Raw genomic sequence first — 20,438 nt, 5'->3', positions numbered from 1 at the left:
CCCTTTTTGTATGTTGAATACGGTTTTGATACATGAAAATCTAGCACATAAGGGGTAGATCGAGGTATAATCCTGCTGAGTATTTCATACAGTTTTAGTATCTATATTATAAGATTCTATGATTTTATTGAGTATTAAGAGGAGATATTCTTTCTTTTCTTCTGGGCATTTATTAATGCTTTGTAAAAAAATACGATCATTAATAGAAGGACCTGTGCCGAACAGAATATATTCGGTTGAAAGGTTTAGAGATTCTGAAAATAAAAAAAGTTTTTCAATTGAAAATCCCCGAAGACCAAATTCAATATCACTGAGAAACTTTGAAGTAATACCCATTATTTCGGAAAGCTGTTCTCTACTCATGTTGAGTTCCTCGCGATGTTTTCTAATCCGTTCACCAATTGCTCTTTTATCAGGTTTTTGCATACAGTATCACCTCCTATGTTTCATATCATTATATTTTATGCTTCCGTGTTCAGAAATAATCTTTAAGCGTTGAATAATAGAACTTAAAGTTGTATATTGATATAAAATGGAAAAGGAGAAGATGTGATGGAATATCAATGTATTGAATGGAGTCAACTTTTAGAGAAAAAAATAAAAGAAAAATGTCCATTATGTATTATAGAGTGGTTTTATGATAAAAATAATTTACAAGGACAGAAAAAGTCTATAGCAAGAGTTGAAATATACTTAATTCAAGTAATTCATGACTTATATTTTTATGGTAAAGTGTTTCATTTTTATATACGAATTCATAAATATAAAGATTGGTATGTTGTACGAATATTTACAAAAAAGAGTTTGTCGCAAAAATTAATAAATAAAATAAATAAGAAATTGAGAAAAAATAAAATCACTATGGTTAATGTTGTATATCATAATCAATATACAGTAATAAAAATGATTTGCTGAGTATTCTGGTGTCCGTGTCTTTACTATTCATGCAGAGAAAACGGAAATTCCTTTTTTGGGAAAACCAATTATCGTGAGATTCTCAGGCTATCAAGCCTAAATTTCAGTCAACAGAATATTGTTGAGCGCTGCGGTGTTTCTAAGAAAACGATTAATTGTGTGCTATAGTGTACTAAAAAATTATCTATATCATAACTATTGGATGCAAATAGTACCGATGCTGTGCTTGTCGAGAAATATCCGGAGCCCTTGTTAGAAGCAGTATGTAAAAGATATTATTCTATATAACATCACTGAGTTATAAAGTTATTAAAAACATTCGTGTAACTAGTTTGCTAACCTAAAATTAAAAGAAGTTCCATTAAAAGATAGGTTTGGTATGCTGGTATATATCGAATTTATTACTGGTACAAACACAGATTGTAGTAAAACGTATATGATCTATGCTTTTGACGTAGAAGCCTATAAACATTATTGCAACACCAAATATGTCTGTCGTTCAGAACTGCTTATTGATCTGGAAATAGCAAGGACAGCAGGTAGCTATATTAAAATCTTGGAAAAATATGTCAATCTATTGATACTGATATCGGATGAATGATTCCTACGGAAGCTTACTGAATTAAGAATAAAAGGATCTCTTGGCTCTGTTCCATTGGAAATGTAAGAAATCTATCAGGATTTTCTACTCTCAGTGTGAGTTCGAAGAATCTAGAAACAACTTGGCGGTGATGTTAGCCTCTGGCAGATACAAACACACCTATCATATCAGCATCACAAGTATAAATGACTTCTAAAGGTTATATAAGAACCTAATCGTAGTTTAACCTGATAATTCGTAGTTTGTCCATTGCTATTGCATTTAAGATAAAAGAAAAATATAATCTTATATGTAATAATATAATAGACACGAAACGGAGGAAGGATCAATGAATGTAAAAAGAGGTATCGCTGAATTTATTGCAAAGATGTCATATAAGGAGGCTGAAAGAAGTGCAAATACAACTTGTGTATTTTTTCATGGGCAGCCTAAAATGCCTCAATGCGTACATAAATTGAGAAAAGAAAAAAATAAAAGATGGTTGAGAGAGTTGTAAAAATACTCATTAAAAACAATATTATACATCAGCAAGATTCAGAATTATACCAATATGGATTGACGTTGTTAATAAAAAAAATATTTCATATAGTTACAATCTTATTATTGGGAACGATTTGCAAAAAATTCATATGTACAGCAGTGTTCTTGGTGGCATATGCCGGTATACGAAAGTATGCCGGCGGATATCATGCAAAAAGTTCGAAAGGATGCTATGCTTGTACAGGGATTGTTACTTCGTTTTCCATACTTCTTTTTTATATTCTTGAATATGTAGAATTATTCGTGATATATATTATTTTAGGTATTTGTGCAGGGGCTATTAGTACTTTTTCTCCACAAGAAACTTCAAATAGACCGTTAAGTCGAGAGGAATTGACAATATATAAGAAAAAAACAATAAAAACTTTAATTATAGAAGGGATAATTTGTCTGTTATCCCTATTTTTTAAGGAAATTATAAATGGAATTATATGTGCTTGGGTTATAGAAACAATTATGTTACTGATTGGGAAAGGAAGACAAAAAACATAAGTGATTTTCTAGATATTATTTATTAAAAATAGTGAAAAATCCTCTTTTTTTAGGTATGATATAAAATTATAAATATACTTGCGTTGGATAACGGAGGTGATACAAATGATAAAAGTAGCTATTTGTGATGATGATAAACAGATATGCAGCAAACTGATTGCTATAGTGAAAGAATATTTTGCCGATATCGGAAGACCTGTGTGGGTGGCTGAATTTACAAGTGGTTTAAAATTATTAAAGGCAAATATTCGTTTTGATGTCATATTTTTAGATATAGATATGCCAGGGCTTAATGGAATAGAAACTGCAAAGAAGTTAAGAAACTGGGATGTAAATAGTAAAATTGTTTATGTAACAAATTACAGTAAATATGCAAGTTGTGCTTATAAAGTACATGCATTTGATTATGTTGAAAAACCAGTGCGAGAAAATAGAATCTTTAACGTTCTAAAAGAAGTTATACATTACTTAGATAATTCAATAGAAAAACAGAAATTTGCATTTACAACAGAAAAAGGAGTTTTGACATTAGAATTAGATGATATATATTATTTTGAGTATATGTCAAGGCGAGTTTTGATTAATACATCACAGGGTGAGTACATAGCTACGTACAGTTTGAAAGAATTGTATGAAAAATTTAATAAATATAATTTTGAATCGCCACATAAGAGCTTTATCATAAACATGCTACACATTAAACGCATCAAAGGGTTTGATATACTTATGGAAAACGGAGGTACTATCCCATTGGCACAGAAACGTGCAGTAGGATTTAAAGCAAAGTTTAATGATTTCTTGCAATCAACATTTGATAAAATTTAAATGGGAGGTGTTTGACGTGCTTCGGCTTATAGGGGTTATGTGTTCCTGTATAGTAACTGGATATGTCTTTTTTGATGTTATGGAATCTTTATATGAAAGAAAATTTAGTTATAATAAACTAACATTTACAGGAATATATGTCATATATGTGATTTTGAGTGTCGGAATAGCATGGTTTGGAATTCCGATATTAAATGTTTTGTTTTCAACACTTTTGTTATACGGATTAAGCAAAAGTTTGTATATAGCACATGATAAAAGTATATTAATTAATTCTGGAATAATAATTATCTATTTGGCAATTGCGGATATAGTGGTAACAGTTATTTTCTCCACAGTGTTACAAAGTAGTACATATAATACTATAACCAATCCTAAATATTTTTTGGTATCAGGTATAGGAAATGCAGTTATTATTTTATGCACATATAAGTTAGTAATACAAATTTTGCAACACTGTCAAATAAATACTATTTCAAGAATTTTACATTTCTATATGATTTTTCTTATGGTTTTTGAATTTAGTATTTTAGGTTATTTCGTCAAACACGAAATAGGGAAAAAAAATAATATAGAATTATTAATTGTAAGTTTTGGGGTGGTAATTCTTGATGCGGGAATTCTTTATTTGTATAAGATGTTATCCAAAAAGGCTACAATGGAAAAAAGAGCAGAATTAGTTGAACAACAATTAGAGATGACGCAGAGGTATTATGAAGGTCTACAAGATAATTATGAACAAATGCAGCAGATACTACATGATACCAAAAAACATATACAAGTTTTGAGTGAACTGACTGGAAACGATAAAACAGATTACGAAAAGGAATTGATTAGTAATATTACAGAAATTCAACCACAATTTTATTGTAGCGATAAAATAGTTTGTGCAATCATATGGAACAAAATGCAGATATGTGAACAGAGAAGAATTGAATTTGAAGTAAATATGCAAGATATTACTTTTGATTTTATGGATAAAACAGATATTACAGCTTTATTTGCTAATTTGTTAGATAATGCTGTAGAAGCGTGCGAAGAAAGCAGTATTCAATGTAAAAAAATCATTTTACGTATCCATAGATTTAAAGAATATATTGTTATAAAGGTGTGTAATACAATAGGTACAAAACCTAAAATTAAAGAAGGGAAGTTGGTTTCAACTAAAAATGGGCATCTCGGTATGGGCATGATGATTTTAGAAAACCTAGCAAATAAATATTGTGGCAATATGGACTATGAATATTCAGATACATATTTTGAAACAAATTTAATTTTATCAGTATACAATGGAATGTGTGAGCGATAGTGTATTAGAATACTCACAATAGGAAATTTGGAACAATGGGTAGGGCACATTATGCTTTGCCCATTGTTTGTATCTAAATAACAAAAAATGTATTATTTGGGATAACGTATAAAGTATCAAGAAAATTGTTAATAGCATAAAATAGTATGATCCAATTTAGTAGACGCTAATGGAGGTGAAAATGAATGCAAACCGTTTTTCCAGAATATAAATCTGAAATTGTATTAGGAAATGGTAAATTTCAACTTGATTCCATGTCATATACTGTTATTTATGAAGAAAAAGAAATCAGTTTAGCTCCCAGGGAATTTGAAGTTCTGTATCTTTTAGCACAAAGACCAAATTGGGTTATTCCAAAGAAGAATATCTATTGTTCGGTCTGGGGGAGTAATTATTATGATGATCAGATTCCGTACAAAACAGTGGAACACGTAGTATGGAAGATACGAAAAAAGATGGGGCATGATATTATAGAAACATTGATCAATGTAGGGTATAGACTAAAAAAGATGTAAAGGCAGGATAGTGTGAGTAAAAGTTTTTATATTCTGATTGAATTTTTGGAAGATACGCCATATAATATTGGCAACTACTAAGAAGGCGCGCACATACGTCATTTGACTAAATATCATGTTGTAACCAGAAATTAATATAAACCCTTACAGAACTTTTGTGGATAATCCAAAGAAAAGGAGGCTGCCTATGAACGTATATGAAGAAATAGATCAGGAAACAATGATGCTGCTTTTAAATTCTTTGTGTAAACGGACAGTGGAAGGAAAACAGATATGGGAAAATATGGAGTATAATCCTATTTCCTTTTTACAAAAAGATATTTATGAAAAAGAAGGTACCTGTATATCACAAATGTTTGAAGCAACGACAGTATTCAATGGTATTGAATATGAATTAGAGCTTTCAGAGTCAATCGAACTTCCGTCTGGCAAGGGAGATATTTTTGGAACCATTTCTTATGAAACAGAAGACGGAGAAGAGAATACGTATGATTTCTCTTTATTTTTTGATGTAGAGAAATATGATGATGCGAATGCGGAAGAATTGCAGGGTATTTTTGGAAACTCAATCATTGTACAGTTTACAGATGCAATGGTGGGAGTATTTGAAAATTCAGATGCGGTAGCGGAGGGATTTGCTTATGCAAGATACTTTCATCAAACAGGAATTGATCCGGAATGGGAAACCAATCCTCTTGTGAAATTGGGTGAGAAACTGATGCAAGAGCACACAATGTTGGATTTTCATAAAATAGTATTGGATACAGATTATAGAAAAAGTTTATGGAAACGACCATGAACCTTCTATAACAGGATACAAATTTTGGGGAAACCATTGATATTTCTTAGGATATCACATATAATATAGTTAAGCCAAAAGGTTTCGTGTAGCGGCACGTAAAAGCTGTACTGCGTCTAGGCAGGGTAAATATTGGGACTATTTTATACTCGAAAGAGTATTACGCCCACACCAGGGAGATACGGTGAGTCCGCACCGGGGACTGAATGATACCGGCGACATTTCAGACATTCGGAAGGGTGTCGCGGCTGACAGCCAGCATAAAACCGCTTTTTAGAACAAAGAGAATGATAAGAGAAGAGGAGGTGCTTTTATATGGCTACATCAAGTATTCTTACCAATGTTGTAATTGAAGATCCGAAAAAAGCAGAAGCATTTGTAGATGCACTTGAAAAGTCCAGTCAAGATCCAGTATGGAAACCTTCTGCACCGTCTATTCCAATATTAGATAGTGTAGAAGAATTACGCAGATTCCTGGGTAGGAAAAGGAACTAAGAGAGATGTATTATGCAGTTGTAAATATTTTAGATTATATAGAACTTATAGGAGAGGAGTCAGTGGTTGATGTCCTCTCCGGTTTTTCGTGTCCGAAGAATAAAGAAATAGAAAATTTTGTCCGGAATAATGCGGTAGAGTTCGCAAAACGGAAGATGTCCATTACTTATCTTTTGTTAGATGAGTATAGCAGGGTTTTGGCAATTTTTGCAATCACACATAAAGCAGTGCAAATCTGGGGAAAAAATCTTTCTTCTACGTTGCAAAAAAAGATACAGCGGTATGCACAAAAAAATGAGAAGACAGATGAATATGCTCTTTCTGCTTTTCTGATCGGTCAGTTTGGAAAAAATTATCAGCATAAAGACGCACCTGTTCCAGATGGCGGAAAGATGATGGAAGCGGTATTGACCATTCTTAAACATGTACAGCGTGAAATTGGCGGTGGCGTTGTGTACTTAGAGTGTGAGGAAAAGCCGGAGCTATTGAATTTCTATCAGAACGAGAAAAACAGATTCCGGAAATTCGGAGAACGTTTATCAGAAAAAGAAAATGTGAATTATATTCAGATGCTACGAATTTTATAAAAAAGAATAAGGATACATAAGGGAGAGCGTTTCAAGTTTTGTGTAAACAGAAAAAACTGATATAAGATATGTCATTAGTTATCGAGGACAGAACCTGTTTTTCAGGGTTCTGTCCTTGTTTGTATTATAATGCAGTTTTAAGGCATGTCAAGCAGGACTGGCTGTGCCAGCCCTGCCTAGCATGCATTCTGCTTATAACCTTTCCAATCTTTCTTCGAAGAAAATTTCCAGCTGAGAATGGATCTGTCCCCAATCCTGACGGTGTCCGGTCCATTTCTTGGTGATATCTATCATGGCCAGATACAGCATTTTCAAGAGACTGTCATCGGATGGAAATACCGTCTTGGATTTGGTGACTTTTCGGAGTTGGCGGTTAAATCCTTCAATCGTGTTCGTGGTATAGATCAGACGTCTGACAGCTTCCGGATACTTAAAATACGTTGAAAGATTTGCCCAGTTATCTTTCCACGACTTTGCAATCTTAGGGTATTTCCCGCTCCATTTTTCGTCAAAGCTGTCCAGTTCTGCCAATGCAACTTCTTCTGTAGGAGCTGCATATACACGCTTCAGATCTGCCATAAGTGGTTTGATCTCTTTGTAAGAAACAAATTTCGTGGTGTTCCTGATCTGATGGATGATGCACTGCTGGATCTCGGTCTGGGGAAATACTGCTTCAATTGCCTGTGGAAAACCGGTCAGTCCATCCACACACGCAATTAATATATCTTCTACACCCCGGTTTTTCAGGCCATTCAGGATGGAGAGCCAGAACTTGGCACTTTCATTTTGGCCAACATACATTCCGAGGACATCCTTACGTCCTTCCATATCGATCCCAATCGCAATGTAAACAGCACGTTTTACAATCCGCCCCTCATTACGGGCATGGAAATGGATCGCATCCATAAATACAACAGCATACACACTTTCTAATGGCCTTTCCTGCCATTCTTTTACTATTGGCAGGATCTTATCAGTAATCCGGCTGACAGTACTGTCGGAGATCTCAAGATCGTATAATTCACGCATGTGGCTTTCTATATCGGCAGTAGTCATTCCTTTTGCGTACATGGAAATGATCTTTTCTTCCATGTCCTGCGTAATCGAATTCTGATACTTCTTTACAACCTGTGGTTCGAAGTCACCTTTTCGATCCCTTGGAATATCAATCTCCATATCTCCGTAACTGGTATGTAACGTTTTCTGGGAATATCCATTCCTGGAATTATCGGTTTCTTTATTTCGATAATCATACTTGGAATATCCCAGTTCTTCATCCAGTTCCTGATCAAGGGCACCTTCCAAAATGATAGACATCATATCCCGCATAATGGAATTAACATCTGTTCCATCTTTTACTTTTACATTGTTTTCTTTCAGGTAGTTTCCCATGAGTTCTCTAAGCGCTGCTTTTTGTGGTGAATCCTTTTTTCTTGCCATAAAATAAACCTCCAAACTGAGTAATTCTATCTTACATCAGTTTGGAGGTTTACACAAACTTTGGGATACTCCCACATAAGGTGCAGGTGATTTCAAAATCTTGGGATCACCTGTTTTTGTATCAAGCACTAATATTCTCTAAAAGATGAAAACTCATATCAAATTATTTCTGACAGAACCAGAGTTTCACATGGTTTTCACTTCAATAGCACATCAATTTCAAAAGAAAATGTTATCTTTTAATCGTAAGCGATGAATAATCACCCGGTCACGACTTCCTGGGAACCTTAAATATTCAGGTTCCCACGTTCTTCAGGTCTTACTTTTTCGATATCTATGATCCCGGTACATCTTTCTTTTATAAAGTCACTCCATGGCAGCAGCTGTTTTATGCCTGCGGGCTCATTTTTATAGTCCGGCATATACAGCAGCAAGGTGTAGAGATAATGATAGATGTTCAGGTTATTGGCTTTCGCTGTTTCTATGAGACTCAATACAATGGCACTTGCCGTTGCTCCATCAGCAGTATCATGAAACAGAAAGTTTTTACGCCCCGTCACATAGGTTTTTGCCCGACGTTCCGCTGCATTATTAGAGATCTCGCATCTTCCATCCAGTAGATAATTCATAAGGGTCTCTTTATGATTAAAGGCATAGTTTACCGCTTTTTCAAGCTTACTCCCGCCAGCAGGCTCCAGGGTTTCCAACCATGTCCAGAATTCATTCCAGATGGCAGGTTCTGTTTCCTGGCGTTTCTGTTTTCGTTCTTCCTGTGGAAGTTCTTTGTAGAGACGTTCCATATAGAAAAGACGGTTACAGAATGCAACTCCTTTTTCGGCAGGGAGCAGGGAACTGTCTTCTGCAGTTCCCTGCGGAGGTTCTGCAAGTTCCTGTTCAGAATTAATGTCCAGAAGTTTCAGCTTTTTCTGACGTGCTTTTGGGACTGCTTCAAAGAACTTACGCCTGCAGTGGGCAAGACAGCAGACCAGGACAACATCTTCGATCCTGCCGTATGCACTATACCCATCACACTGGAGCATCCCAGTGAAACCATGGAGAAATTCTATCGGATAATCCCCGCTCCGTCCGGGTCTGTAATCATACAGGATGATCGGTGGTTTTCCATCAGTCCCGCTCAGGTAGATCCACATATAGGATTTTGAAGTGGCAGTTTTTCCCTCTTCATGAAGCACCTGACAGGGTACCTCGTCTGCATGGAGGATCTCTCTTGCCAGCAGTTCCTGATGCATTACTTCATAGACTGGAGAGAGATATTCCAATGAACAGTAATTGTACCAGTGCGCTGCAGTTTCTCTTGGGACAGGCACCCCTTTTTCCATCCAGTCTTTTGACTGACGGTAAAAGGGAAGGTGCAGAAAGCTTTTCTGGTACATGACCATTGCCACCATATCCGGCGATGCGGGACTATGGGCAAGAAGCGGTGTCGGTGTTTTTGCCTCTACGATCATTGTTTCATCCTCCTGCCGACATACAGGACACATAAGGGTTTCCTGCATGTAATGGACCCTTACCACTTTTGCCGGAGTGATACGCAGTTCTTCCCGGACAAACTTATACCCCAGGTGTTCCATCGGGGAACCACAGTCCGGACAGATCCTTTCTTCCGGGGGAACATCGCAGGAGATCTCTTTTATGGGAAGGGCCTCATACAGATCTGCACGAACAGACTTTTTTCTTCTGGTCCGTGTATGTTCTTTTACAACGGTCACCGTTTCTTCCTCCTGGATTCCTTCCTCCTGATCAGGACGCCTGGTCTTTTCGCTGGATGTTCCAAAGATCTTCCTTTTCAGTTCATCTATCGTCTCGTTCAGGTTCGCAATAGTGCTGCGGAGCTCTTTTATGGTAGCTCTGAGATCCACAATGGTCTGTTCCTGTTCTTTATTCGTGTTTAATAAAAGCTGGATCATATCTTCTGTATCATGAGGCATGGCATTTCCGTCCTTTGTTTTCTTATCCCTATTATAAAAGAAGTACGGGGATATGGCAAACAGACGGGACAGATGGTACTGTCAATCTGACGGTACCTCAGTTGTGGATATCTTTCCTAAAAAAATGAAAGATATGCCTGTATGCTCATTCTTTTAGGAAAGATATCCACCTGCTGTTTTAAAACAGATGTTTTTTTGAGTCTCATCCACATCGCATTCGAAAGGAAAAAAGAAAGCAGTGGATAAGTGTCTGGCGGCTGCCTGCTGTCACGGATATAGAAAATTTAAAATTCTCTGTTTTGCACAAAGGATCAGAAATCTTTTTTTCTGCCTGTGCCTTTGATTGCTTTGGGCTGATCGATGGAAAGACCTTCCATAAGCCACCGGAATTCCTGACGCGTCAAAAGACGGGCTTCCGAAGCATTCCGCGGCCACTGGAACCTGCCGTTTCCGTCAAGCCTTTTCTGGAGCAGCACAAAACCATCCTTATCAAAATGGAGTGCCTTAAGTTTACGGCTATCCCTTCCACAGAAAAGATAAACTGCATTTGCATACGGATCGAGTTCATAAGTATCGCGTATGATAGCCATAAGCCCGTCGAAACTTTTTCGCATATCTGTACGTCCGGTGATAACGAAGATCTTAGACACACCGGACAGATCACCTAACATAAATCCTGCAGCGCTGATAACGTATGAAATATGGTCTCACGGTCTGCTGCGTTGGTGATCTCAATCTGGAAACTGTGATAAGTGATCTTTATAACAGAGTCTGGAATGGTATCCGTTTTGAGCTGCACTGAGGATGGGCAGACTGCCGGTTCCTCAAAAGAAAGCGGTACAACTTCCTGTTTTCCTGAAAAAGAAGAATGGACTGGTTCCGGTATCTCACAGGCTTTTTGTCGAAGTCTTCGTATCTGGTAATAAAAGTTGCTTGTATGGATATGATGTTCCTGACACCAGCATTTATCAGAAAGACCACTGGACCGGCATTCCTGGATCAGATCCAACCATTCTTTATCTGTACGTCTTGGATTTTTTTTAGGCATAAAAATTCAACTCCTGTTTTTTATTTGGAGTGAGATTAGCACAGGTACCAGAAGAACTGAAGTGAAATGGTCCTAAGTGCAAAAAACTGGAAAAGTTATAGAGATACCACTCCTTAGAGGGATTATCTCATAAATTTTGGATACTGAAAAACCGGTGGATTATTCATCGCTTACTTTTAATCCATAGGAAGTTCCTATAAAACGCTTGTAGAAAGGAGGATGTGACATGTTTGAACCATTATCAATGTTAAACGGAACATCATTAGACGAGGCTATGTTGACAGACTTTGTCCCTGCGGCAAGTGCGGGAGGCGCAATTTTAAGTATTATTGTAATTGCGATTGTTCCTATGTAGTTTTGGACAGGGCGGTGGGCAGGTATCTGCCCATCGCTTTGTAGAAAAGGAGGTTATTATGAAGGAATTAGAAAAAGTAGTACAGGAAGAAATGTTTGAAATCGAAGTACAGTACTGTGATCCTGATGATTGTTTACAAGATTGTATGGAGAGTGGATACAATAACTGTACAGCAGTAGTAACTGGTTGGTGGTAAAACTTGCAAATGCAGGCAAAGGCAGTTTAGAAAAAGGCACTAGGTAAGAATAAAATTTTCTGTTATCTAGTGCCTTTTAATGTGAGGGAGAGAAACTATGTATCCACTTCTAGTTGAAAATATGACAGACGAGGAAGCCTATATACAAAATTTAAACATTGAGGTAAATTCCAAAGAAGTTTGCTTTTTTATGTGTGGGGAAAATTTTGGACGGATACTTTTTGAAATCTTTTGCGGATATAGAAAACCGAAAACAGATGAGATATTTGTATGTAATAAAGACTGGCTTGATTTGGACGAAAATAGTCGTTCTCTTTTAAACAGGCGCTTGTTTGGGATAGCGGCAGAAGAGTTTCCGCTGATTGAATTTATGACGATTGAAGAAAATATTTCTATGCCAAGTCTGTTAGACGGAGATAAAACCAATATAGAGGAATTGGTTAAGGCTTTTGACATAGGGTACTTATTACAAAAATATCCTTCGGATCTTAATCATAGAGAAGAAATGAGATGTATCTGTGCGCGTGCCTTTTCCGGAGGCAGGAAGGTTGTTGTGATATTCGATTTATTCAAAAGAATGCAAGAGCAGAGCAAGGCAGAACTTGCAATACTTACTTATCATGCAGCAAAAAGTTTGGGAATATCTGCTCTTTACATAAGTGAAGATTTAGACGAAAATTATGGCGCTTATGATTTTATATACAAATACCGACCGGAGAAAAAGGAATTTTCTATTATTGATTTTCGTGCATGAATGGAGCTGTAGAAATGGAACGTGATAGAGAATGTAGACTGCTGTTAAATGATTTGAACGATATTCTTTCTGAACAATGTTTGGAACAAAGAGTTAGGTGCAGGTATTTGAATGATCCGGTGCAAGAGTTGGCAGAGTGTATCAATCAACTGCTGGATATTTGTGAGAGGGCAGTAACAATGACACTGGATATAGAAAATGATTATCGTACTATGCGGGCGGAACTGCAGAGCAATATCCGAAATCCGCTAAGCTGCATAAAAACAAGTTGCTTTCTAATCAATTCACTTGCAGAAAAAAATATCCAGTCTGAAAAGCTCCAAGAGTATCTTCAAATTATAGAAAAAGCAGCGGAGGATATAGAGAGTGCATTAAAATAACTGATAATTGAAGAAGTGCTGGGCGAGGAGTTTTCGTCCAGTATTTCTTTCTGGAATGAGAAAAGTTGAATTTACAAATCAAGAGGAGACATACACATGAAGTATGTTTTTCCAGAATATAAAGAGAATGTAGTGTTGGGCAACGGGAAATTACAGTTAAATCCAATGTCCTATCAGGTTATCTACGAAGGAAAGGAGATAGACCTGACACCCAGGGAATTTGAAGTTTTATATCTACTGGCTTTAAAGCCAAACTGGGTAATGCCAAAGACAACTATTTATCATTCTGTATGGGGTATTCATTATCATGATGATCAGATACCATACAGAACAGTAGAATATGTGATATGGAAGATAAGAAAAAAGATGGGACATGATATTATCGAAACGTTGGTCAATGTGGGGTATCGGTTGAAAAAGTTATAGTTTTTGGGAGATATAATTGAGATGAAATAGTATGTTATTATTAATGGAGGATTTATTACATGAACGGAAATAAGAAAAGTGCAAAACAGTATCACCAATCTGTAATTACTGCTTTAGAGAAAAAAGTAAATGACATGAAAGATTCCGCTTATTCAGGATTGTATAGTGAAATAGCATTTATCATTGGAATAGCAGTTATCATGATAGATACCTTTTTTCCACCAGAGGAAACGAAAGTTAATTGTGTATGGAAAATAATACTGATAGCTGTATCTATAGTCTGTATGCTTTATTTCGCCAAAAAAGTGAAAACAGTGAATGAAGTGGAAGAAGAGAAAAAGTTTTGGCCGAACTTTTTTATTCAATGGGCAACAAGTTTAGGATATATAAACATGCCTGTAGCTGTGATAGCTATTTTGGTAACCTTTGATAAGGGCAAAGCATGGACATTATTTATGATGGGGGTTGCTGTAATTCTGACAGGTTTAACTTTAATAGAAGCACTTGTAAAAACTTCTAAAATTTTAAAAAAAGAAAATGTTGGTAAGCGGAAATAAGATTGATTAAAAAAATTGAGGTAAAAGGTAGACGGTGTATTTGATATTATTTACATCTTTTTGTTGAAATTTGATAATCATTTTTGGTGATGAATATTACATCATTATTATTCCAATCTGCTGGAAAATACAGATAAAAGGATTATGGATATTTATCTTGAATTCGGATTTGAAAGCCAAAGGACGTTTAACCAGGCGTTTCAGCAGAAGTATGGGAGGACACCTAGCAAATATCGAAAAATATGGTGGGATAATTGAATATTATGAGAGTTGCAGAGAATATATAGGGAAATATTATTTGCGGTTTGAAAGAATTTGGAGCGGATATGCGATTTAGCGCATATCCGCTTTTGACATTGTAGAAAAGATTTTTGTTTTGAACGGTTACGTTGGTAGACAGTAATATTTTTATATGGAAGATGTGAAAAAATAAAACTATTAATATTCTAACAAAAATTACATAGACAGTCGATTTTATTACATGAATAAAATTTCAAGAAATAAAAGGTGTATTATCTAAAATGTAAGGAACAGAAGAAAATAATTCAACCATTTCAATTTAGAATTAGTATCTGTACTGTACAAAATTGATTTATGAAAGGAGAAATAATTATGAGTGAAATGAGAAATCCTATTACAAGAGAAGAAAACTTTAGCAATCCAGCTGGTAACGTTATGATGGAGCTGCAGGAAGCAGATTTAAACAAATTTGTAGCAGGAGCTGGTGAAACCAGAAATTCCGGCGGAGTTTTATGTACAAGTACAGCAGAATGCTATTTTGGTACTTTGCTGAAACCTTGCTGCCCTAAGAAATAAACACAGGTGTTGATAAAGAGGGTAAGCGTTAATTGAAGTTTGTGCAGTACAGATACGAATTGTGAGTTGAAATGGAAAGCAGAATGGGGTGTTTAAGAACATGAATACTGAGAGAGCATCATATTTTACAGAAAGAAGTTATACAACATCAGAAGCAGAAAATAAAAAAGATATATTTGAATATTGGAAAAAGATTTTAGGAGAAGATACATTAAGAGTTGCTGAGAAATGTTATGGTATTGATTTAGTAAAAGTTTTAAATTCTGAAAATTATGTATGTGAAAACAATCACGTGATGTCAGAAATGGAAAAGGTAAAAATAGAATTATTTGAAAAACCAATCAATTATAACTATTCCGGATTCAAAGGAGAAAAATTGGCATTTGATAATTTTTTTATACCTTTAATCAATTACGGAATAGACATATTAAAAAATGGAACAAGTCTTTTTTTGACGGATTCTATTATAGATACATACGCAAATACCTTATTAGAGAGATTAGGGAAGATCAGTCTTGGAATATTAATGTTTGAAATGTATCTTTGTAAGAAGACGGGAAAACTGAATGGAAGAAATTCAGAGGAAGAATACGATTATTATAATAATAATTTTTTAAGTAAGAAATCGTATAAACAGGAGATTTTCAATATATATCCATGTTTACTACGTTCAGTTACAGAAACCGTAGAAAACTTATCTTCTTATTATGTACTTTTATTAGAAAGACTTAATAAAGATAAAAATGAAATTGCGAATAAATTTTGTGGAGGTTTAGAATTTAAAAATGTAGTTGAAATAAGTTCTAATATCTCGGATTCTCATAAAAAAGGGAATAGGGTAAGTATTCTTAAGTTGGATAATGGCACTAAAATTGTGTATAAACCACGTTCATTAAAAATTGAAAAAGTGTATTTCGATTTTCTGGGAAAGATAAATGCTGGTTGTAAATATGAGATGTATGAACCAAAAATATTAGATTGTCAGGAGTATGGTTGGGAGGAATTTGTATATTATAAAAGTTGTAAAACAGAGGATGAAATCAGACGGTATTTTTATAGATTTGGAATATTGATTTTCGGTAGTTATATTCTTAATACAAATGATTTACATGAAGAAAATGTGATTGCCGCAGGAGAATATCCAATTATTATAGATGCAGAAACTATACTAGACAACCGTAGAAGAGGGAGAACAAATTCTGCAAAGGAGGAAATAAATTATATCCTTCATGAGTCAGTATTATACTCAGGTTTATTGCCACACTATAGGTTTTCAAATTTGGGCCAAGGCGTAGATATGAGTGCAATTAAAGGTAGTGAGGGAAAGGAATATCCTATAGTTATTCCTAAAATAGCGGATTTATGTACTTCAAATATGAGATTTGTATATGAACATCCTACAACTGGAGTAAATCAAAATCTTGTTAAATTAGATGGAGAAAATGTATCAGCATTTCATTATCTAAAAGAAATAAATGCAGGATTTGAAGATGCGTATAAATATGTTTTGGAGAACAAAGAAAAGTTTCTTGAATATGCCGACATGTTTGGTAATTTAAATATTCGCCATTTAGTTCAGGATACCCAAAGATATTCTATGTTATTACACACATCTTTTCATCCGGATTTTATGCAAGATGGAAGAGATAGACAAATGTTTTTGTGTAGTTTATTTAAACAGTATGAAGCTACACAAGGAGATAAAGGTGTTGTGAAATGTGAGATAAAAGACATGTTAAACATGGACATTCCATATTTTTATCTCAATACATCAGGTAAATCTCTTTTCGGATCAGAAGGTGAGAAAATCGAAGACTATTTTGAATATACCAGTTTGGAACACTTAAAGAAAAAGATAGTATTGTTAGATGAAGATGATTTAAAAAGGCAATTAATGTTCATGAATATTATTCTGACAGAGATAAACGAATTTCAGGTTGAGGATAAAAAGATAGAGCTTCAACAAATGAAAATGATTCCGCACAGAGAAAAAAATAAGGCTCATCTGTTAAAAGCTGTTCAGAAATTGGCTGATTCTCTTATAAAAACTGCTGTTTTTAATAAAGATAGAACAGAAGTTAATTGGATTGGTGTTACTCTAATAGGAAATGAAGATGACTGCTCATGGGATATAAGACCACTTGGTACCTATTTATATGAAGGAATGTCTGGGCTAGCAATTTTCTTTAACGCATTGTATGCTGTTGATCCCCAAAAGGAGTACCTTATTATATGCAATGCGATTGAAAAGGAATTATTTACATACACAGATGAGATGTGTGAACGAAATGAGGGAATAGAAAATGAAAGCAGTGGCGCCTTTGGTGGAGAAGCGTCTATAATGTACACTTATGAGGTACTGTATAAAATTACAAATAAAGAAAAATATTTGGATTATGCAAAAAAGCACTATAAAATATTAAAGAAAGCGATTACCAGAGATAACAGTTTTGATCTGGTCTATGGTAATGCAGGCGCAGTTATTACATTGATCAATATGTATCAGCTAACTGGAAATAAAGAGTATATCGCTTCGGCAGAAATAGCAGGAGATATAATAGTAAATGCTCAGGAAAAGGAAGGCTCTATTAAAGGCGGATGGAATGGAGATGGAAGAACTTCGCCGTTAGCGGGATTTTCACATGGAGCATCTGGAATAGTTTTAGCACTGGCAAAACTATGGCAGGTAACTCAGAAAGAGGAGTATTTATTATCACTGCTCGATGGCATTAAATTTGAAAATTCTTTATTTGTGAAAGAAAAAGGAAATTGGAAAGACGAAAGGGTATATGCAGGAGAAAAAGCATCTGATGGAGGAAGTTTTACCGTTGCTTGGTGTCATGGCGCTGCAGGCATATTGCTTAGCCGATCTAAAGTAAATGTCATATTGAATGGGCGGTATTCGGATTTGATAGAAAATGATATAAAAGTAGCAGTGAATACAATATTAAAAGAGGGAATTTTAGGAAACAATTGTCTATGTCATGGTAATTTAGGTAATACAGAAATTTTATTTGAATATTTAAAAGACCATTCAGATAAAAAGATAGAAAAATATTATGTAGATATTCGTGATATTATTGCTGAGAATGTATGTAATGGTGTATTTGATTGCGATAATGCGTATCTATATGGATATAAATTGCAAGGATTTATGACAGGACTATGTGGCATGGGATATTCTTTGCTGCGAGATATAAAAAAGGATTTACCTTGTGTAATTGCTCTGGAAGTCTAAAATGATAGTATTGGAAATAATAGAATTTATTATTTCCAATACTAATTTATTATACTAGGGAGGTGTATTTATGCACAAAAAAAGTGTGCCATTGATTCGCCAGATGGGGACAACAGACTGTGGTATAGCAGCATTGACAATGATCTTCCAATATTATAAATATAAGATAGATATTAGTGAATTAAAAGCTACAACAAGTATTGGAAGAAATGGTATGTCTTTAGCAAAAATGAAAGAAATTACGGAAGAACATAATTTTTCATTCAAGGCGTATGGAAACTACGAAACCGAAGAAAATTTGATAAAATGTTTACCGATTATCATGTGTTCAAAAGAAAATCATTATGTTGTAGTTGCGGAGAAAAAATATGGGAAATATATACTTTTAGATCCTTTAAAAGGAAAAGAAAAGGTTGATTATTCATATATTAAAAAGAATTTTTTAGATGTACTTGTATGTGTTCGACCAACAGAAAAGAATTATAAACGTGAGAAACGTGAGTCTTTTCTTATACCTATAAATAAAAGCAAATTATTTCTGGCAAGTATTCTAACGTTGGTTACACAGGGAATTATATTGATTCCACCGCTCATTATAAAAAAAATAGTCAATGAAATAACGTATGATACATTAGGCTTCAATTTTGTAAAATATGCGTTACTGATATTATCAGTGGCATTAAGTTATTTACTTGCAAATTTAGCTAAAAAAAGGGTAATACTTATTTTACAGAATAATATATACAAAGATACTATATTTTTAATGCTGAATAAAATATTTGATATTGATTTAAGTTATTTTGAAAGCCATTCATCAGGAGATATTGAAAATCGCTTTAATAGTGTCAGTGATATATACGAATTTATATCAACAGCTCTAATTTCAACAGTGATAGATGTGGTTACTGCTGTTTTTTGCGGAATAATGATGATAACACAGTCAATACCATTGTTTGCAGTTATAATAGTAATGACTGTTATACAGATAACAATAGTAATGATTTTAAATCAAAAAGCTAGAATAAAGGTTAAAAATTATATTGCAGATCAGAGTGCATTACAGGCACGAATGGTAGAAACTTTGACTAATATCCAGCAAATAAGGTGCATGAGAATAGAGAATATGCTGAGTGATAGTCTGAAACAGGATTATAAGCATTTAATTAAGAGATTACGTGAGCGTGTACAAATAAGTGATATTATGGAGTCGGTGGTGGGGGCTTTTTCAATAGCTTCTTCATTGATACTTTACGTTATAGGAGGATACTTGGTTTGTGATAATAGGTTGGAATTAGGAACGTTAATAGCCTTTGTCACACTTGCCGGATATTTTACAGGTCCATTTCAAACTCTATCTTTGGTGGTACCTCAAATTAATGTTTTAAAGGAAACAATGATTCGTTTAAAAGAGTTAATGAATTATAAATCTAACCGTAAAAATGGTACTCAGCATATTAATTCATTTGAGTCTATGGAAATGCAGCAAGTAACATTTTCTTACTATGGAAGCACGAAGCCAGATGTAGAGAATGTTAGTATGATGCTAAAAAAGGGGGAGAAGATAGCATTTGTAGGAAGTTCAGGAAGTGGAAAGACTACAATTACAAAATTATTATTGAACGTCTTTTCTCATTATCAAGGACAAATTTTAGTAAACGGGGAAGATATAAAACAAATATGCAAAGAGGATATAGATCGGATATTTGCCATAGTTACTCAGGTTCCAATGGCAATGAATGGAACAATTAGAGAAAACGTGGATATTACAAATACGTTGACAGATGAGGAAATATATCATTATTTAGATTTAGTAGAACTGAAAGATGATATAGAAAAATTCCCATTGGGACTTAATACATTTGTGGGAGAAAATGGACAGAACATTTCAGGAGGACAAAAACAGCGTATTGCTATAGCAAGAGCATTGGCACTGAAACCGGAAGTTATTATTTTTGATGAAGCCACAAGCAACTTAGATCCTCTTACAGAACGAAGAATATGTAATAATTTGAAACAACTACATATTACCCAGATTGTAGTTACACATAGACTGAATGTCATACAAGATGCTGATACAATATACGTAGTTGAAAAAGGAAAAATAATTGAATCCGGAACACATGTGGAACTACTTCAGTTAAAGGGAGCATATTATGATAGTGTAAATAATTAAGAACAGGTGAAAGTCAGATAATGGCTTT

25 protein-coding genes are annotated in these 20,438 nt (G+C 34.6%); 20 read left to right on the top strand and 5 right to left on the bottom strand.

Features of this window, described 5'->3' with window-relative positions:
* Window positions 1–84: 84 nt before the first annotated feature.
* Complete coding sequence (locus OCV72_RS07190; protein ID WP_055056085.1) at window positions 85–426, bottom strand: helix-turn-helix domain-containing protein; 342 nt, start codon at window positions 424–426, stop codon at window positions 85–87.
* 126 nt (window positions 427–552) lie between these two features.
* On the opposite strand from OCV72_RS07190, the gene OCV72_RS07185 reads away from it, so the two are divergent.
* The 10 genes from OCV72_RS07185 (at window position 553) to OCV72_RS07140 (ending at window position 7,078) form a co-directional block, all read left to right on the top strand.
* Window positions 553–915, top strand: coding sequence for a hypothetical protein (locus OCV72_RS07185; RefSeq protein ID WP_055056084.1), 363 nt, complete (start codon window positions 553–555; stop codon window positions 913–915).
* Between the two features lie 379 nt (window positions 916–1,294).
* Window positions 1,295–1,516 (top strand): ATP-binding protein, encoded by a 222-nt coding sequence (locus OCV72_RS07180; protein WP_055056083.1) that lies wholly within the window; start codon window positions 1,295–1,297, stop codon window positions 1,514–1,516.
* A gap of 328 nt (window positions 1,517–1,844) precedes the next feature.
* Window positions 1,845–2,012: a cyclic lactone autoinducer peptide gene (locus OCV72_RS07175; protein ID WP_081019427.1), complete on the top strand. Its 168-nt coding sequence runs from the start codon at window positions 1,845–1,847 to the stop codon at window positions 2,010–2,012.
* Window positions 1,994–2,548 (top strand): accessory gene regulator ArgB-like protein, encoded by a 555-nt coding sequence (locus OCV72_RS07170; RefSeq protein WP_055056082.1) that lies wholly within the window; start codon window positions 1,994–1,996, stop codon window positions 2,546–2,548. Before OCV72_RS07175 ends, OCV72_RS07170 begins: the two co-directional genes overlap by 19 nt.
* 105 nt (window positions 2,549–2,653) lie before the next feature.
* Window positions 2,654–3,373, top strand: coding sequence for a LytR/AlgR family response regulator transcription factor (locus tag OCV72_RS07165; RefSeq protein ID WP_055056081.1), 720 nt, complete (start codon window positions 2,654–2,656; stop codon window positions 3,371–3,373).
* A 16-nt stretch (window positions 3,374–3,389) separates the two neighbouring features.
* The gene (locus OCV72_RS16615) at window positions 3,390–4,682 is read left to right on the top strand and encodes a sensor histidine kinase (protein WP_055056080.1); all 1,293 of its coding nucleotides are present in this window, start codon (window positions 3,390–3,392) and stop codon (window positions 4,680–4,682) included.
* A 185-nt stretch (window positions 4,683–4,867) separates the two neighbouring features.
* Complete coding sequence (locus OCV72_RS07155) at window positions 4,868–5,197, top strand: winged helix-turn-helix domain-containing protein (RefSeq protein ID WP_055056079.1); 330 nt, start codon at window positions 4,868–4,870, stop codon at window positions 5,195–5,197.
* A 187-nt stretch (window positions 5,198–5,384) separates the two neighbouring features.
* The gene (locus OCV72_RS07150) at window positions 5,385–5,996 is read left to right on the top strand and encodes a hypothetical protein (protein WP_055056078.1); all 612 of its coding nucleotides are present in this window, start codon (window positions 5,385–5,387) and stop codon (window positions 5,994–5,996) included.
* Between the two features lie 315 nt (window positions 5,997–6,311).
* On the top strand, window positions 6,312–6,491 hold the full coding sequence (locus OCV72_RS07145; RefSeq protein ID WP_055056077.1) for a hypothetical protein: 180 nt from the start codon (window positions 6,312–6,314) through the stop codon (window positions 6,489–6,491).
* A gap of 5 nt (window positions 6,492–6,496) precedes the next feature.
* Window positions 6,497–7,078, top strand: coding sequence for a hypothetical protein (locus OCV72_RS07140; RefSeq protein ID WP_055056076.1), 582 nt, complete (start codon window positions 6,497–6,499; stop codon window positions 7,076–7,078).
* A gap of 192 nt (window positions 7,079–7,270) precedes the next feature.
* Here OCV72_RS07140 and OCV72_RS07135 read toward each other — a convergent pair whose 3' ends face one another.
* The 4 genes from OCV72_RS07135 to tnpA all read right to left on the bottom strand — a co-directional run bounded on the left by OCV72_RS07135 (window position 7,271) and on the right by tnpA (window position 11,515).
* Window positions 7,271–8,518, bottom strand: a complete 1,248-nt coding sequence (locus tag OCV72_RS07135; RefSeq protein WP_055282856.1) for an IS256 family transposase — start codon at window positions 8,516–8,518, stop codon at window positions 7,271–7,273.
* 287 nt (window positions 8,519–8,805) lie between these two features.
* On the bottom strand, window positions 8,806–10,467 hold the full coding sequence (tnpC, locus tag OCV72_RS07130) for an IS66 family transposase (protein WP_055056075.1): 1,662 nt from the start codon (window positions 10,465–10,467) through the stop codon (window positions 8,806–8,808).
* A gap of 311 nt (window positions 10,468–10,778) precedes the next feature.
* Complete coding sequence (tnpB, locus tag OCV72_RS07125; RefSeq protein WP_081019426.1) at window positions 10,779–11,138, bottom strand: IS66 family insertion sequence element accessory protein TnpB; 360 nt, start codon at window positions 11,136–11,138, stop codon at window positions 10,779–10,781.
* Window positions 11,132–11,515 (bottom strand): IS66 family insertion sequence element accessory protein TnpA, encoded by a 384-nt coding sequence (tnpA, locus tag OCV72_RS07120; RefSeq protein ID WP_055056074.1) that lies wholly within the window; start codon window positions 11,513–11,515, stop codon window positions 11,132–11,134. Before tnpA ends, tnpB begins: the two co-directional genes overlap by 7 nt.
* 226 nt (window positions 11,516–11,741) lie before the next feature.
* Between tnpA and OCV72_RS07115 the strand changes: the two genes are divergently transcribed.
* From OCV72_RS07115 to OCV72_RS07070, 10 genes are all read left to right on the top strand, one after another.
* Window positions 11,742–11,870 carry a hypothetical protein gene (locus OCV72_RS07115; RefSeq protein ID WP_257465767.1) on the top strand — a complete coding sequence of 43 codons (129 nt, stop codon included), beginning with the start codon at window positions 11,742–11,744 and terminating at the stop codon, window positions 11,868–11,870.
* A 58-nt stretch (window positions 11,871–11,928) separates the two neighbouring features.
* A complete protein-coding gene (locus OCV72_RS07110) occupies window positions 11,929–12,066 on the top strand; it encodes a hypothetical protein (protein WP_155512665.1) in 138 nt (45 codons plus the stop codon).
* A 97-nt stretch (window positions 12,067–12,163) separates the two neighbouring features.
* Window positions 12,164–12,820, top strand: coding sequence for a P-loop NTPase family protein (locus OCV72_RS07105; protein WP_055056073.1), 657 nt, complete (start codon window positions 12,164–12,166; stop codon window positions 12,818–12,820).
* Window positions 12,821–12,834: 14 nt separating this feature from the next.
* Window positions 12,835–13,200 carry a hypothetical protein gene (locus OCV72_RS07100; RefSeq protein WP_128865981.1) on the top strand — a complete coding sequence of 122 codons (366 nt, stop codon included), beginning with the start codon at window positions 12,835–12,837 and terminating at the stop codon, window positions 13,198–13,200.
* A gap of 96 nt (window positions 13,201–13,296) precedes the next feature.
* A complete protein-coding gene (locus OCV72_RS07095; RefSeq protein WP_055056071.1) occupies window positions 13,297–13,626 on the top strand; it encodes a winged helix-turn-helix domain-containing protein in 330 nt (109 codons plus the stop codon).
* Between the two features lie 59 nt (window positions 13,627–13,685).
* On the top strand, window positions 13,686–14,183 hold the full coding sequence (locus tag OCV72_RS07090; protein WP_055056070.1) for a hypothetical protein: 498 nt from the start codon (window positions 13,686–13,688) through the stop codon (window positions 14,181–14,183).
* A gap of 93 nt (window positions 14,184–14,276) precedes the next feature.
* A complete protein-coding gene (locus OCV72_RS16780; RefSeq protein ID WP_081019425.1) occupies window positions 14,277–14,441 on the top strand; it encodes a helix-turn-helix domain-containing protein in 165 nt (54 codons plus the stop codon).
* A gap of 354 nt (window positions 14,442–14,795) precedes the next feature.
* Window positions 14,796–14,999: a plantaricin C family lantibiotic gene (locus OCV72_RS07080; protein ID WP_055056069.1), complete on the top strand. Its 204-nt coding sequence runs from the start codon at window positions 14,796–14,798 to the stop codon at window positions 14,997–14,999.
* Between the two features lie 100 nt (window positions 15,000–15,099).
* Entirely contained in the window at window positions 15,100–18,237 is a 3,138-nt protein-coding gene (locus tag OCV72_RS07075) for a type 2 lanthipeptide synthetase LanM family protein (protein WP_055056068.1), read from the top strand.
* A 70-nt stretch (window positions 18,238–18,307) separates the two neighbouring features.
* Window positions 18,308–20,410 (top strand): peptidase domain-containing ABC transporter, encoded by a 2,103-nt coding sequence (locus OCV72_RS07070; protein ID WP_055282854.1) that lies wholly within the window; start codon window positions 18,308–18,310, stop codon window positions 20,408–20,410.
* The last annotated feature ends 28 nt before the right edge of the window (window positions 20,411–20,438 follow it).

The organism is Dorea amylophila (assembly GCF_025567265.1).
Taxonomy (GTDB): Bacteria; Bacillota; Clostridia; order Lachnospirales; family Lachnospiraceae; genus Dorea_A; species Dorea_A amylophila.
The sequence above is the reverse complement of the archived record's forward strand: the minus strand, read 5'-3'. Positions and strand labels throughout refer to the sequence as shown.